General features: G+C 60.9%; 14 protein-coding genes. 7 read left to right on the top strand and 7 right to left on the bottom strand.

Annotation, left to right across the window (positions count from 1 at the left end; genetic code table 11):
* Window positions 1-5 precede the first annotated feature (5 nt).
* The 4 genes from NUW46_RS01345 to NUW46_RS01330 are packed head-to-tail and all read right to left on the bottom strand — an operon-like array spanning window position 6 to window position 4,272.
* The gene (locus tag NUW46_RS01345) at window positions 6-626 is read right to left on the bottom strand and encodes a tetratricopeptide repeat protein (protein WP_418141190.1); all 621 of its coding nucleotides are present in this window, start codon (window positions 624-626) and stop codon (window positions 6-8) included.
* Window positions 623-1,405, bottom strand: a complete 783-nt coding sequence (locus tag NUW46_RS01340; RefSeq protein WP_069182630.1) for an SDR family oxidoreductase — start codon at window positions 1,403-1,405, stop codon at window positions 623-625. The genes NUW46_RS01345 and NUW46_RS01340 overlap by 4 nt, the downstream gene beginning before the upstream one ends.
* Window positions 1,392-3,578: an AMP-binding protein gene (locus NUW46_RS01335; RefSeq protein ID WP_418141189.1), complete on the bottom strand. Its 2,187-nt coding sequence runs from the start codon at window positions 3,576-3,578 to the stop codon at window positions 1,392-1,394. Before NUW46_RS01335 ends, NUW46_RS01340 begins: the two co-directional genes overlap by 14 nt.
* Window positions 3,562-4,272, bottom strand: a complete 711-nt coding sequence (locus NUW46_RS01330) for a thermostable hemolysin (RefSeq protein ID WP_418141188.1) — start codon at window positions 4,270-4,272, stop codon at window positions 3,562-3,564. Before NUW46_RS01330 ends, NUW46_RS01335 begins: the two co-directional genes overlap by 17 nt.
* A gap of 138 nt (window positions 4,273-4,410) precedes the next feature.
* Between NUW46_RS01330 and NUW46_RS01325 the strand changes: the two genes are divergently transcribed.
* The 5 genes from NUW46_RS01325 (at window position 4,411) to NUW46_RS01305 (ending at window position 9,798) form a co-directional block, all read left to right on the top strand.
* Window positions 4,411-5,097, top strand: a complete 687-nt coding sequence (locus NUW46_RS01325) for a response regulator transcription factor (RefSeq protein ID WP_305965527.1) — start codon at window positions 4,411-4,413, stop codon at window positions 5,095-5,097.
* Window positions 5,088-6,509: an ATP-binding protein gene (locus tag NUW46_RS01320; RefSeq protein ID WP_418141187.1), complete on the top strand. Its 1,422-nt coding sequence runs from the start codon at window positions 5,088-5,090 to the stop codon at window positions 6,507-6,509. Before NUW46_RS01325 ends, NUW46_RS01320 begins: the two co-directional genes overlap by 10 nt.
* Before the next feature lie 93 nt (window positions 6,510-6,602).
* Complete coding sequence (locus tag NUW46_RS01315; RefSeq protein ID WP_418141186.1) at window positions 6,603-7,370, top strand: glycosyltransferase family 2 protein; 768 nt, start codon at window positions 6,603-6,605, stop codon at window positions 7,368-7,370.
* 1 nt (window position 7,371) lies between these two features.
* Window positions 7,372-8,040, top strand: coding sequence for a TVP38/TMEM64 family protein (locus NUW46_RS01310; protein ID WP_291905398.1), 669 nt, complete (start codon window positions 7,372-7,374; stop codon window positions 8,038-8,040).
* A gap of 9 nt (window positions 8,041-8,049) precedes the next feature.
* A complete protein-coding gene (locus NUW46_RS01305) occupies window positions 8,050-9,798 on the top strand; it encodes an ArnT family glycosyltransferase (RefSeq protein WP_418141185.1) in 1,749 nt (582 codons plus the stop codon).
* Here NUW46_RS01305 and NUW46_RS01300 read toward each other — a convergent pair.
* Window positions 9,795-11,207 carry a sensor histidine kinase gene (locus NUW46_RS01300; RefSeq protein ID WP_418141184.1) on the bottom strand — a complete coding sequence of 471 codons (1,413 nt, stop codon included), beginning with the start codon at window positions 11,205-11,207 and terminating at the stop codon, window positions 9,795-9,797. The two genes, NUW46_RS01305 and NUW46_RS01300, sit on opposite strands and share 4 nt — an antisense overlap.
* Window positions 11,204-11,929: a response regulator gene (locus tag NUW46_RS01295; protein ID WP_418141183.1), complete on the bottom strand. Its 726-nt coding sequence runs from the start codon at window positions 11,927-11,929 to the stop codon at window positions 11,204-11,206. Before NUW46_RS01295 ends, NUW46_RS01300 begins: the two co-directional genes overlap by 4 nt.
* 218 nt (window positions 11,930-12,147) lie before the next feature.
* On the opposite strand from NUW46_RS01295, the gene NUW46_RS01290 reads away from it, so the two are divergent.
* Complete coding sequence (locus NUW46_RS01290; protein WP_418141182.1) at window positions 12,148-12,501, top strand: hypothetical protein; 354 nt, start codon at window positions 12,148-12,150, stop codon at window positions 12,499-12,501.
* 63 nt (window positions 12,502-12,564) lie between these two features.
* Window positions 12,565-13,089, top strand: coding sequence for a cytochrome b (locus NUW46_RS01285; RefSeq protein WP_418141181.1), 525 nt, complete (start codon window positions 12,565-12,567; stop codon window positions 13,087-13,089).
* Between the two features lie 30 nt (window positions 13,090-13,119).
* Here the strand turns inward: NUW46_RS01285 and NUW46_RS01280 are convergent, their stop codons facing one another.
* Window positions 13,120-13,968, bottom strand: coding sequence for a sulfurtransferase (locus NUW46_RS01280; RefSeq protein WP_418141180.1), 849 nt, complete (start codon window positions 13,966-13,968; stop codon window positions 13,120-13,122).
* Window positions 13,969-13,984 lie beyond the last annotated feature (16 nt).

Here is a 13,984-nt window from a genome sequence, read left to right as displayed (position 1 = left end):
ACGAATCAGAGCGAGTCCAGGCGGCTCCTGGCTTCTTCCCGCCGACCGGCATCGGCGACGTCTCGTCCGGCCCTGTCGGGTGCATCGAGGACTTTCTGCAGATAACTCCGGGCGCGTTCCGGCTCGCCCTGGTCCAGCAGGAAATCGCCAAAGAAGAAATTGGCATCCATGCCATCAGGATTGATGGCCAATGCTTTCTGCAGATACTGCCGGGCCTTATCATCATCACCAAAGCCCAAGGGCCAGCCAGGGACCTGGTAATAGAGGCTTCCCAGCGACGTGTAGGCTGAACCATCCAGTGCATCGGGGTCGATCGCCAGGGCCGCCTCCAGTGATTTACGGGCCTCCTTGACCAACCCCAATGCCCCCAGACCGCCCTTGGCACCGGCGTAGGTGCTGAGCACAATACCCTGCCATATCAACGGCTCTGCCCGGCCCGGATAATGGGCGACGAACTGTTCTGCCTCATCAGCCAAACCCTCAAAGGCTTTCTCTTTCTCGTCCGCCGGTACCTGATACTGAATCTCCGCCCAGCGATGCTGGATACCTGCCAGTTCGGTCTCCAGAGCCGCCGCCCAGAGTGGCTGGGCCGCCAGGCACAGAATCACCAATAGCACTCGTTTCATGACAACACTCCCGGATTCAGAAACCGCCGGATGACCGGCAGCTGCTTCAGCATCGCCTTGTCGACAATTCGCGGCAGGATGCCGTTGATCACCACAAACAGCTTCTCCGGCCAGCCCAGGTAGCGCCGGCGATCGTCATTTTCCATGGCAGCGAGAATCTGCGACGCCACCGCTTCAGGCGCATCCATGGCATTGCCGAGGGCCCGGTTAAGCTCGTTCACTGCCTCCGGATTCATATCCGTGGCGGTGGCGCGGGGTGCCACATAGACGACCTGGACCGGGGTATCGGCCAGCTCCCGGCGCAGTGCTTCGGTGAAGCCCCGCAGACCGAACTTGCTGGCGCAGTAGGCGGTGTAACCGGGGAAACCGATGCTGCCGAAGGTAGAACCCACGAACACCAGCGCTCCCTGGCCCGCTTTTTCAAACCTCGGTGCAAAATGCCGGGCCACAATCATCGCTGACCGGAGATTGACGGCGATCTGTGCGTCGAGGTCACTGACGGCCATGTTGCCCAGGCTGGCAAACCGGTTCTGCCCGGCACAGTGGATAACGCCATCAATGTCCGGATAGGCATCGCCCAGGCGATCCAGCTGCTGGTCGAGGTCCGGCGCCGCCAGGTCCAGGTGAGCAAGCGAGACGCCCTCACGATGCTCAAGCTTTTCCGGGTGCCGGGAAGCAATGATCACCCGGGCACCGGCCCTGACCAGAGGTTCCACCAGTGCCTTGCCAATACCGCCGGTGCCACCCAGCAGCAGGAAAACGCGGTCATGCAGCCTCATGGTGTTGCTCCTTCCGGCTTTCGGGCAGGGGAATGCTGTGCAGCATGTCGCCATAAAGCCGATAGACCATGCGCGCCGCTTCAATGATGGCCTGCTGGTCTTCCGGATCGGTGATGTCGTTCATCAGGTTCCGGAAAAACTCGAAATGCTCCTGGTCCAGGGCTCCGTGAGAGTACAGATAGCTGAAGGCCTCATCCGGCAGCCCGAGCTGCTTCTGAATGGCTTCACCAAGCGGTGTCGCCAGCTCAATCGACGTACCTTCAAGCACCTGAACCATGCCGAAGAACGCCGCCGGGTTGCCGCGGTTGATGCGGTCATAAAGGTAGGCAACCATCAGTTCGATGGAGGTATCCGGGCTGCCATGACGGATGGCTTCCTTGTCTTCTCCACAGGCCTCAAGATCGTTGAGAATCCATTCGTGGTGGCCGTACTCTTCCTCGATGTACTCCACCAGCGCCTTGCGCACGAATTCCAGACGCTCAGGCAGGCGGCCGCCGCAGGCCATCATCAGAGGCACGGTGTGTTTGACGTGGTGATAGGCCTGGGTCAGGAACCAGGTGTAGCCGGTAAGGTCGAACCGACCCTCGCGGATGGCTGCAATAACGGGTGCGCCGGTAACGTGGGCGCGGGCTTGCGCAGTTTCGGACTGCAGTCGATCGAAAAATGCCATGAAAGATCCTCCTGGCGTGTTTGAAAAATCCGATATTGAGATGGAAAGATTCATGAAAACGGGAAACGCACCGGCAAGCAGGCTCGGCAGGTCGGTCTGAATCTTCTGACGTACGGGCCGTCCGTTTGCGGTCAGATAGCCCTCGGCCTGGCTCAATGGCTGACGGCGGATATAGACACCGGACAAACGGGCATAGTCCGGCAAGGTGTCGTTCAGGGATTCCAGCTGCGAGCGCAACGCATCCGGTGAACGGCCATCCTGCACCACCACGAGGGCGGAAGGACGAGGGTCACCATCGCCGAACACCACCGCCTGGCGCGCGCCGATCGCCTGGATCAGTTCACTTTCCAGCCACTCGGGGCTGATGTTGCGGCCGAAGCTGGTGATAAGAAGATTCTTCGCGCGACCACTGACCGAAAGGAAACCGTCGGCATCTCGGGCACCCAGATCACCGGTATCCAGCCATTCATCGCCTGCCGGTTCATCCCCCAGGTAGCCGAGATGGGTATTGCCCGCCACCAGAATGTGGCCGCGCTCGTCCACCTTTACCTGGACATGGGAGAGTGGTTTGCCAACCGACCCTTCGCGTTCGGTCCCCGGCACATTCAGTGCGACCACCGAACTGCACTCGGAAAGCCCGTACCCCTCATAGAGGGGCAAGCCAGCATTGCGGCCCCTGGCAAGCAGGTCAGAGGAAACCCGTCCTCCGCCAACCGCCAGAAACCGGAACGAATCGCTTTTGAGATGCTTCTGTTCGGCGGCAGACACCAGCGCCATAGCCAGTTCTGGCACCAGGATCAGCGAGTGTGGCTGGTGTCTGTTGATACCCTGCACCAGCCGCCCGAATTCCAGGCCACTGCTGCCAGTCATGCCCAGATCCTGCAAGGGAGCGACCATCACCGTGCCGCCCATAAGCAGGGGCAGGTAAACACCTGCAATGTTCTCCAGCAGTGTGGCCAGCGGCAGGATGCACAGGTGCTTCTCAAGCTCGACCCCGTCCAGCCGCTCCTTCAATGCCAGCGTGGTGGCCGTCATCTGGGCTACCGACAGGCAAACGCCCTTGGGATTGCCGGTGCTGCCAGAGGTGAAGGTGATCTTTGCGGTCTGCTCCGGCATCCAGGCCCCTGCAGCAGACACAGGCAGATGCTTTAACCAGACGCCATGGCCGAGGTGTTCTCCGTCATCGATTCTGTCCGCAGACAGCAGGCAATCAAGGTCGGCACGTTCAATCAGATGCTGAGTCTGTGTTCTGGAGAAAAAAACCGGTACCGGTACACACACCACATTGGCCAGCAGGCACGCCAGATCCGCAAGAATCCAGGCCACGGAATTGTCACCACACAAGCCGGCCCGGCGGACACCCAACCGTGTCAGCTGATCGGCCAGGGCAGCGGCCGCCTGCATCATCTGGGCATAGCTGAACGCTGAATCGGGCCCCTGAAGCGCGGTGCGCGAGGGTTGATCAGCAGCCTGGCGTTGCAGAAGTTCAGGCAATGTGGCCATAGGAACCTCCTGCCATCGCCTCGCTCCCGGCGGCTTCAGACTCAACGGGCTGAATCAGCCTGAGCAGACCCGCACTCCTGAGGGCGGACATGCCATCGGCCACCCGGATGGCCATGACCACCGGATGATGGTCGTAATAACGCCCCCAGCCGGCGCCCCCATCGGGCAACCGGGCAGGATCCGCCGTCGCCAGAACCTCGGTGGCAATACCCAGGCGGTGAAAACTGTTGCGCAGCTGATCCGTGCCGGTGCACACCACCCAGTCATAGCCGGCCCCATCCAGCCACACCGACAGCGAGGCAAACAGAAACCGGCTGACGCCGGCTTCAACGCCGGCCAGATGGGCAATCTCGGCAATCCGATGGCGTTCGACACCCGCTACCGGCATCACCGATTCCACCGGCACCGACAGATAATCTTCCAGAAACAGTTTTTCCAGCGCGGCGTTACGAACACCGACCGCCGCCAGAAGCGTGCCTTGGGCTGTGGTCAGGGCAAGCAATGCCGGTATGCGCAGAGAGGGCTCGGCGCCATAGGCATGCAGGAAGCGCCGACGGATGAAATCCGCGACCGTCTCGGCCATGGCCGTGTCAGGACGGATTTCGTTAAACCAGCGACCGGCACAACGGATGACCGGAACCACCTCCCCGGAATCCGGAGGACAACATGTGGACATCATGAGCGGGTCTGTCATAAAAGGCCTCCCTGTGGGTACGCCTCCCAGACTAGAGCGCCAGCCTTAACCCAGGCTTAAGAGCCGCCAGAAGTTTTCTTAAGCTGGCCTTAAGATTACTGTGCCAGAATGATCACCAAAGCGGTAACAGGACCTGCCATGCGGATATTGCTTGTAGAAGACGACCATCACCTGGCCAATACCATGCTGGGGATGTTGCGTGACGGACAGAACACGGTGGACTGGCTCGACGACGGACAGCAGGCATTGGGCGCGCTCACCAGCGAACACTTTGATCTGGCGATCCTTGATCTGACCCTGCCCCGTGTAGATGGCCTGGACATTCTGAAGGCAGCACGGAAACAGGGTGTGCAAACGCCGGTAATCATCCTGACTGCAAGGGCCGGCCTGGATGAAAAGCTGACCGGTCTGGATGCCGGTGCCGATGACTACCTCACCAAGCCCTTCGCCATGGCGGAACTCAAGGCCCGAATCCGGGCGGTCACCCGTCGGGGCTCGTCCGTGCCGCAGAATGGTCTGACGGTGGGCCAGCTGGCTCTCAACCCTGATTCCGGGCAACTGACGTATGGCGACGAGACCACCACACTGCCCCGCAGTGAATTCCAGATTCTTCACTACCTGATGCGACACCCAGACCAGGTCGCCACGCGACGACGGCTGGAGGAACAACTTTACGGCTGGGATCACGGCGCAGAAAGCAACGCCCTGGAGGTGCATATTCACCACCTGCGCCGCCGGGTTGGCAAGGAGACCATTCGGACCATACGCGGCGTGGGCTACCTGCTCGACAGCCAGGCTGCCGCCAGGGTGACCGAATGTCCCTGACCCGCACCCTGACGCTGCTGGTTACCTCCACCGTTCTGCTGATTGCGCTTGTTGCCGCAGCCTGGAGCTACATCGAAAGCAACCACGAGCTGGAGGAACTGTTTGACGCTGAACTGGCACAGAGCACGAGGATCGTCCAGGGCCTGTTGCAGCACCTGGCCGACACCCAGTCTGTAGAGCAGCTGCCCAAGACCCTGAGTGAAACCCTGGAGCTGCCCCGAGCCGACACGCCAGGAGTGGATTTCGAAGCCGACAATAATGAAATCCTGCCCGACGGCACCGGGCACAAGTACGAGAAGAAACTGGCGTTCGAGGTCTGGACCCCCGACCGCGAACCATTGCTGGATACCCTCAAAGCCGACGATACCGAAGGACTGACACCCGGCTATTCCTGGGCAGAATCCAGTGGCTTTCGCTGGCGCGTGTTCACTCTTCAGGACCCGGCAACCGGCTTCTGGATCCGGACAGCACAGCGTGAGGATATTCGGGAGGAGCTCAGCGAGGAACTGGCCCTGGGGAACATCCTGCCCCTGTTGATCGCCCTTCCCCTGCTGCTGCTTGCCGCCAGCGCCGCTATCCAGTTCGGCTTCAGGCCGCTCCTGAAGCTTGAGCGCCCGATCCGCAACATGGCCCCGGAAAACATTCACCCCCTGGACGACCGCCAGGCACCGAAGGAAGTCGCGGGGCTGGTGCAGGCAGTGAATGGCCTGCTCAGACGCCTCAACCAGGCCCTGGAACGGGAACGGCGGTTCTCTGCCGATGCCGCCCATGAGCTGCGAACGCCACTGACGGCCCTGCGACTGAACCTGGAAAAGGTCTACGAGAAGGATCCCGAACAATACGGTGACCTGATCCAGTCCGTGGACCGCATGGTGCACCTGGTTGAACAGATGTTGCTGCTGAACCGCGTCGACTCCGGTGCCGATTTCACGCCGGAATACCACAACCTGTCGGCCATCGTTGAGCAGAGCATTGCCGATGTGGCCCCCCTGGCCCTCAAAAAGGACATCGACCCGGTGCTGCAGGACGATGCCGGTCAGGCCCTGGTCTCCTGCCACAGCGCACTAATCAATACCCTCATGCGTTCCCTGTTGGCGAACGCCATCCAGTACAGCCCCGAGCACACCACCATTGAGACGCATTTGACGCCTTCCGGAGAGGGATACCACATCAGCGTGTGCGATCAGGGCCCCGGCATTCCTGCCGAGGAGCGCGAACGGGCGCTCAGCCGCTTTGTCCGACTGGACCAGCGGCTCGGTGGCGGCGCCGGTCTCGGGCTGGCCATCGCCCGGCGTATCGCGGAACTCCACGGTGGCCAGCTAACCCTCAGCGACCGGCCGGATGGCAACTCCGGCCTGTGCGTCAGCATCTGGCTCCCGGCCCGGGGGACTTCCCGTCGCAAGCAGGTTTAAGGTTGTTTTAAGGTTTGAAGAGGATACTCCGGCCCAAGTGAACAGGGCCGCCAGACGGCCCGGTTGATATTCCGTTTTCGAGGATGTCTCTAAATGGGTCAGGAAAGAACTCTGTCGCTGGTTATCCCGGCCAAGGATGAAGAAGCCAACATCGCTACCCTGCTGACCGAAGCCTACGGGGTAATGCGTGACTATCATGGCTTCGAGGTGGTGCTGGTGGATGATGGCAGCACCGACAACACACTGGACACGGCAGTGCGGACAGCCCGTGCCCTCGGTGGCCGGTTATTGACCATTCGCCACGAGCAGAGCATCGGCCAGAGCGGTGCCCTGGCATCGGGTATCCGCCAGGCCAGGAGCAGGCTGATCGTTACCATGGATGGCGATGGCCAGAACGATCCGGCCGACATTCCCGCCATGCTGCAGAAAGCCAACACCCTGCGAAACCCGGATTTCTGTATTGCCGGCTATCGCAAGAATCGCAAGGACACCGCCTGGAAACGCTTCCAGTCACGCCTGGCCAATCGCGTGCGGGATGCGTTGCTTCATGACGGCGTGCCCGATACCGGCTGCGGCCTGAAGCTTTTTCCCCGGGACACCTTTCTGAAACTGCCCTGGTTCGACCACGGGCACCGTTTTATCCCTGCGTTGGTACGCGGTATCGGCGGCGACATCGCCATCGTCGAGGTCAATCACCGCCCACGCACCGCCGGCGTATCCAAATACAACGCCTGGAACCGGACCTGGGCCGGTATCCTGGACCTGCTCGGCGTGCTCTGGTTACTGCACCGCACCCGGGTTCCTGTTGTCAGCAGTGCTGGACAGGCCGACCCACAGGCGTCGGTAGCGGAGCGGTCCTGAGATGATCAACGGTTCCCGCTGGCTGGCCTTCGCCGCGCTGGTTCTGGTTGGCTACCTGACCATTCATAACGGCTGGCTCGACTTTATTGCCGACCAGAATGAAGTGGCGAACTATCTCCACAGCCATGGTGTCGGCGGATTGGTGGTGATTACTCTCACCGGGGCATTGTTTACCGGTCTGGGCGCTCCACGCCAGTTGCTCGCTTTCGTGCTGGGCTTTGCCCTGGGCGGGCTCAATGGAACGCTGCTTTCGACTTTGGCCGCCGCCATTGGGGCCACCGGCTGTTTCCTGACCGCCCGCTGGCTGCTGAGAACGCCGTTGAGCCGGCGGTTCAGCCACCGAATGCAGCAGTTTGATCGCCTGTTCCGGGAGCAGACCCTGCTGAAAGTTCTCATGGTCCGCTTGCTGCCCGTGGGCAGTAACCTGGTGACCAACCTTGTCGCCGGCTGCTCCGGGATCCGTTTCTCGCCGTTTCTGTTTGGCAGCACCCTGGGCTACCTGCCCCAGATGCTGGTGTTTGCCCTGGCCGGTGCCGGTATCGGCAATGCCAATGCCTATCAGCTTGCGGTGAGCATCGGCTTTTTCATTCTCGCCTCGCTCATTGGTGCTTTTCTCTATCACAACCAGAGGGCCAGGACGCTGGCCGATTCCGTTTCCGACTCTCTCTGAGACCGAACCATGCCCGCATCCTCCTCCGTTCGTCACCTGCCGGACACCCTGATCAACCTGTCCCGCAATCAACTTCTGCTGTTACTGCTGGCCTTTGCCGCAGTCGTGATTTTTACCGGGATCGGACTACGTTCCCCCTGGCCTGCCGACGAACCGCGATTCGCGGAAGTGGCCCGTGAAATGGTCGCCTCCGGGCAGTGGCTCATCCCCATGCGAGGTGGTGAGTTCTACCCGGACAAGCCACCGGTGTTCATGTGGAGCATCGCCTTCTTCTACTGGCTGACCGGCAACCTGAAGATTGCATTCCTGCTGCCCAACGCGCTGTGTAGCCTGCTGACACTGGGACTGGTCTTTGATCTGGGCACCCGCCTGTGGAACCAGCGAACCGGTGCCATCGCATTAATGTTGCTGATGCTTGCGCCCCAGTTCGTGATCCAGGCCCAGAAGGCCCAGATCGACGCCATGGTCGCCTGCTGGATTGCGGTTGCCTGCTACGGTCTGATCCGCCACTTTTTCACCGGGCCAGCCTGGGGCTGGTACTTTGTCGGCTGGGCGTTTATGGGGCTGGGCATCATCACCAAGGGGGTCGGCTTCCTGCCGGCGCTGATGCTCCTTCCCATCGTGGTCATGAAGCTTCGCGATCGCGCACTGTTCAGCGGCACACTCACCTGGCGCTGCGTACTGGGTCCTCTGGCCATGCTGGCCGTGGTTGCCGCCTGGCTGATTCCCATGGTGCTCTACGTGAATAACCTCGGCACCGAAGAGGCCCTGGCCTACCGGAACAACATCCTGTTCAAACAGACCGGCGAGCGCTATGCCGACTCCTGGGGCCATCTTCAGCCTTGGTACTATTACCTCACCAGCGTAATCCCCTCGCTCTGGTTTCCGCTTCCGCTGTTGCTGCTGGCCTTGATCCGGCCCCTGTCTGAAACCGCCCGGTACCGCCCGATCATTCCGGTGCTTCTGGGCTGGATTGCTCTGGTCATCGTGTTTTTCAGCCTCAGCCCCGGCAAGCGCGGTGTTTACCTGTTGCCCGCATTGCCCATGCTCGCGCTGATTCTCGCCCCGCTTCTCAGTGCCCAGAAGCCAGCACGCTGGTTTCCGCCCATCCTGACGGGTTTACAGTTCCTGCTCGGTGTTGCGTTGATGGCAGTTGGCATACTGGCCTGGACCGACCACCCCAAGCTGGTTGAAAAGGTGGCCGACTACAGCACCGACCCGGCCAAACTTCACGAGGCGGGAACGTTCGTCTTCGTCATCGGCCTGGCCTGGCTGATCACCCTGTTCGGGTTCTGGCGCTCCCGTGCCCTCGGGCGTCTGTTCCTGGCCATGATGATCACCTGGCTGCTGCTGGGCACCTGGGGCTATCGGATTCTTGAGCCGCTTCGAACCCCCCGCAACGTTCTGGCCGCCGCAGAACAGCATATCCCGGCCGGCGGTCAGCTCGGTATGATCGACTTCCGGGAACAGTTCCTGCTGTTTTCAAAGCGCGATTTCACCCATTTCAGCTTCTTCACCGGTCGGGAACAGGAGAACCGCAATGCCTGGTTATGGATGAAGGAAACACCGGATAGCTACCTGCTCGTGGCCGATCAGATTGAGCTGCCCTGCTTCACGAAAGACGGTGCCATTCCCGTGGGCACGGCTCACCGCGACAGCTACCTCCTGCTTTCAGACGCACAAATGGCCCCCACCTGCACGCCCCCGGACAGGGTCAGGCGCTTTACCACGCCCAGCCCCGGGAGTTGGCTCGATTAAAGCGGCAAAGTGACGGACACCTTCAGGCCTTTCTCGTCCGGACCGGCTCCAAGACGGATGTCGCCGCCCATACCACGGATCAGGGTGCGGGCGATGGCCAGGCCCAAACCTGCGCCGCCGGTCTCGCGGCTGCGGGAGTGTTCCAACCGGTAGAAGGGTTCGAAAACCCGTTCCCGTTCGCCTTCCGGAATACCCGGCCCCTGATCAATGATCGTGACAACGGCTTCTGTGCCTGTCGTTGCCAGGGTTACGTCCGCCTGTTCGCCATAATTGACCGCGTTCTCAATCAGGTTACGCAGGGCGCGTTTGACGGCTTCGGGCTGCCCTTGGAGCACACATCTCGGGCTGTCTTCGCAGTGGACCGCCAGTCCCATTTCCTGGAGATCGCCACATAGACTGTCCAGCAGGGTGGCCAGATCATAGCGGCGGTGCTGTTCGGTGGTGCTGCCCCGGATGAAGTCGAGGGTGGCCTCGGCCAGATGCTGCATCTCCCGGAGGGCATCCAGAAGGCGATCCCTGTCCTCGCCTTCCGGCAGCATTTCCACCCGCAGCCGCATGGAAGTGATGGGTGTCCTGAGATCATGGGCCAGGGCAGCCAGCAGTCTTGCCCGGTCTTCCTGGGCCCGGCCAACCTGATCCTGCATCTGGTTGAAGGCACGGGTTACCTCACGAACATCCTCCGGTCCCTTTTCAGAAATCCGGACTTTCTCCCCGCGTCCAAACGCGTGGGCGGCCCGGCTCAGCTCATTCATTGGCCTCAGAATTCGACGGACCGCCAGCAACAGGGTCAGCGTGAGCAGCACGGCGGTAATCCCGACGCTGGTGAGCGTGGCCTTTAGCCAGAGCCAGGAAGGCGCTGGTGGCCTCGCTTGGGCGTTGAACCACTGGCCAGAGGACATGGCCAGGGAAACCCCCAGGACTGGGGGGCATTCATGCCGTTCATCTCGATGGTCGTCATCATCACGATGTTCTTCATATTCATGGTGCTCATCATCCTCATCGTCATGCCGCTCACGGCTCCGATGGGCATTGCGAACGGGCCGGCAGTCATCTTCGTCAGTCTCCAGGGCCGTCCGGATCTGCTCCTCGGGCAGACGCAGCTCCTCAGCCAGCCGGCGCGTCATGCCGGAGGCCCTATCGTCAACCAGATAGGGCGCAGGATCGATAGAGAGTCGCAGGCTCGGGCTGGACAGCGCCCGCAGGATACGCTCCTGACGTTCCGGATCCGTGGTATCGGCCAGGGTATAGCCATCGGCCACCCGCTGGAGGACGTGTTCCAGACTGGCACTGCGCAACGCTCCCTGGCGCTCCCCCGCCAGAATAACGATGGTGATAACCTGGGCCACCAGCAGCACCAGAATCAGCAACAGCGCCAGCTGCCCGCCGGCTCGACTTGGCCACAGCCTCATTGTTTCGTCCCTTCCACTGCAGCAATCCACTGGTAACCACCGCCCCAGATGGTCTTGATCAGCCTGGGGCTGCGGGCATCCGGGTCGATCTTTCGGCGCAGGCGACTGACATGGTTATCAATGCTGCGGTCAAAAGCATCCGCCTCTCTGCCGAGGGTCAGGTCCATCAGTTGATCACGGGACAACACGCGGCCGGCGTGTTCAAGGAAGGCGAGCAGAAGCTTGTACTCGGCGGTACTCAACGACACCTCGACACCTTCCGGATCTATGAGTTGGTGCCGGTCGACGTCGAGCTTCCAGCCCTCAAACGTCAGAGACTGACCGGCCATGGGGCTACGTTGCGGTGGCAACGCCGTGGTGCGGCGCAGAACCGCCTTGATGCGGGCCAGCAATTCCCGGGGGTTGAAGGGTTTGGTGAGGTAATCGTCAGCGCCCATTTCCAGGCCGACGATGCGATCGGTTTCCTCGCTCATGGCAGTGAGCAGTATCACCGGCAATTCGGTGTGCTCGCGAAGGTAACGGCAGAGGGTGAGGCCATCGTCGCCGGGCATCATGATGTCCAGCACAACCAGATCGACGGACTGCTGTCGCAGCTGGCGCTTCATGGCATCGCCGCCATCCGCCAGCAGCACCCGCAGACCATGCTCCTGCAGATAGCGGCCGACCAGATCGCGAATGTCTCGATGGTCATCGACGACCAGAATGGTGGGAGAGTCGCTCACTCGTTACTCCGTTGGATTACCGTCTGCCCCGATTATAGGGGAGTCGAGTTTCCCAATGGGCGCGATCTTGTCAAAAACCGTCGCAAATCCCGGCCTTGCGACAAGTTGCGACAAACTCGATGGGTCACCGAGACAATTCTGCGACGTTTCCTTGGTGCAATAACTCCCGACCAACGATGACATTCCGTCATGGGTTTCACCAACCAAGGAGTTCGACCATGAAGAAAACTACCACCATTGCTGCTCTCTCCATCGCTGCACTGCTCAGCGCCACGCCACTATTTGCGTCTGCCGATGACGACCACGGGAGAGGTGACTGTGACGATCGATACGAGAATCGCCACCACGGCAAAGCCATGGGTTCCGATCTGAAACAGTACAGCACCGAAGAAATGCGCATCATGGCCTATGGTCAGGCGCTTAGACGCTTCGGCCCGGGCGTAGAGGTGTCCGTTGAGGAAACGTCGGATGGCACCTACCGGATCCAACTGCGAGATGCCGAGCAGAATTTGATCCGGGAGCAGGAATTCAATCAGTACGGTGCCCCGGTTCGCGGCGGACACCGGAGCTGATTACTAACAGCCAGCGCGGGGCCCGAGAGGTGCCCCGCCAACCTTTGATCAAGGAGAATCGCGATGACATTGATGGACGCTGACAATCGCTATGGTGCCGTTTCCCGGGCTGTGCACTGGATCATGGCGGTTCTGCTGCTGGTCATGCTTGCCAGCGAAGTCTGGTTTGAGGCTTTGGAACATTCCCTCTCCGAGGCGTCGTTGATGGCCTGGCACCAGAGCCTGGGCCTGACCATCTTCGGGCTGGTGATCTTTCGCGGCCTGTGGCGCTGGCTTAACCGCTCACGTCTGTCACCACCGGCACACTGGGCAACCCTGGCGAAACTGGGGCACCTCGTGCTTTATGCCCTGATGATTCTGATGCCGCTGTCAGGCCTGGCGACGTCCCTTGGCGAGGGCGATCCGGTTACCTTTTTCGGCTGGACAGTCTTTGGCTACGGCCCGGAAGTGGAATGGCTGGAAGAGAGCGGCGAAGACATGCACGAAGCACTGGCAAACGTGCTGTGGCTCATGATCGGCATACACGTGGCAGCCGCTCTGGTGCATCAGTACGTGCTGGGCGACCGGACCATTAAGCGCATGGCCTGACAGGCCGGAATAAACGGAAACCCTCCTGGCTCAAGCCACCGGCAGCGATTCGTCCCTGCCCCAGTCCGCCCAGGAACCATCGTATAGAGAGAGCTGGTCATACCCGGCCAGCTCCGCCGCCAGCAGAATGATGCAGGCAGTGATGCCGGAACCGCAGGAAAACACCAGTTGGTGCCCGTTTCCAGGCTGAAGATTCGGTGCAAGCTGGTTGAACGTTGTTTTCAGCTCACTGACCGGTTTGAACCGGTAACCATCCAGCACCTCGGTAAACGGCAGGTTGAGAGAGTTCGGTATATGGCCGCCGCGCACACCCGGACGCGGTTCCGGCGCCTGGGCCAGGAACCGCGCCCGGGATCTCGCATCAATTACCGAGACTTGCTCGTCGTCGAGGTGCTGATACACGAACGCGGAATCCCGAACCCGTTCACAGTCCAGACGGCCCGACAAGGAGCCGGAAAAAGCCGCTTCTTGAACCGGAGCCGACACCGTTTCACGCCCCTCCGCCAGCCACAGAGGCAGGCCACCATCCAGCACGAAAACATTGTCCAGGCCCATCGACCGCAGAATCCACCAGGCCCGGGGCGCCGAGTAGATTCCCTGGTTGTCATAGAGCACCACCATGCTTTCGGGCGTTATCCCCAGTCTGCGCACTTCCTGCGTGAACTGGTCTTCGGTTGGAAACGCATGGAGCTGGGACGATTCCTTATTGCAGAGCGTTCCTTCAAGGTCGATCTGTAAACTCCCCGGTATCCAAACCGGATGGTCGTAAACGATCGGCTCCTTGCCAATCACCGTAGCCATACTCGCGTCGATCAAAACCAAACGGTCGTTATCGAGGTTTTCCTGCAGCCAGTCGGTGGTTACAAGTGTGGAAGCCATGGTGTGCTCCTTTTCC

The sequence above is a fragment of the Marinobacter sp. MA genome (assembly GCF_048298425.1).
Taxonomy (GTDB): Bacteria; Pseudomonadota; Gammaproteobacteria; order Pseudomonadales; family Oleiphilaceae; genus Marinobacter; species Marinobacter salsuginis.
Note: the sequence above shows the minus strand (reverse complement) of the source record. Positions and strands in the feature narration are given on the sequence as shown.

Bases quoted from the DNA above. Each gene is read 5' to 3' on its own strand.
- NUW46_RS01325 (WP_305965527.1), top strand. From the start codon at position 4,411: ATGCGGATATTGCTTGTAGAAGACGACCATCACCTGGCCAATACCATG.
- NUW46_RS01310 (WP_291905398.1), top strand. From the start codon at position 7,372: ATGATCAACGGTTCCCGCTGGCTGGCCTTCGCCGCGCTGGTTCTGGTT.
- NUW46_RS01285 (WP_418141181.1), top strand. From the start codon at position 12,565: ATGACATTGATGGACGCTGACAATCGCTATGGTGCCGTTTCCCGGGCT.
- NUW46_RS01305 (WP_418141185.1), top strand. From the start codon at position 8,050: ATGCCCGCATCCTCCTCCGTTCGTCACCTGCCGGACACCCTGATCAAC.
- NUW46_RS01290 (WP_418141182.1), top strand. From the start codon at position 12,148: ATGAAGAAAACTACCACCATTGCTGCTCTCTCCATCGCTGCACTGCTC.
- NUW46_RS01315 (WP_418141186.1), top strand. From the start codon at position 6,603: ATGGGTCAGGAAAGAACTCTGTCGCTGGTTATCCCGGCCAAGGATGAA.
- NUW46_RS01320 (WP_418141187.1), top strand. From the start codon at position 5,088: ATGTCCCTGACCCGCACCCTGACGCTGCTGGTTACCTCCACCGTTCTG.
- NUW46_RS01330 (WP_418141188.1), bottom strand. From the start codon at position 4,272: ATGACAGACCCGCTCATGATGTCCACATGTTGTCCTCCGGATTCCGGG.
- NUW46_RS01300 (WP_418141184.1), bottom strand. From the start codon at position 11,207: ATGAGGCTGTGGCCAAGTCGAGCCGGCGGGCAGCTGGCGCTGTTGCTG.
- NUW46_RS01345 (WP_418141190.1), bottom strand. From the start codon at position 626: ATGAAACGAGTGCTATTGGTGATTCTGTGCCTGGCGGCCCAGCCACTC.
- NUW46_RS01340 (WP_069182630.1), bottom strand. From the start codon at position 1,405: ATGAGGCTGCATGACCGCGTTTTCCTGCTGCTGGGTGGCACCGGCGGT.
- NUW46_RS01280 (WP_418141180.1), bottom strand. From the start codon at position 13,968: ATGGCTTCCACACTTGTAACCACCGACTGGCTGCAGGAAAACCTCGAT.
- NUW46_RS01335 (WP_418141189.1), bottom strand. From the start codon at position 3,578: ATGGCCACATTGCCTGAACTTCTGCAACGCCAGGCTGCTGATCAACCC.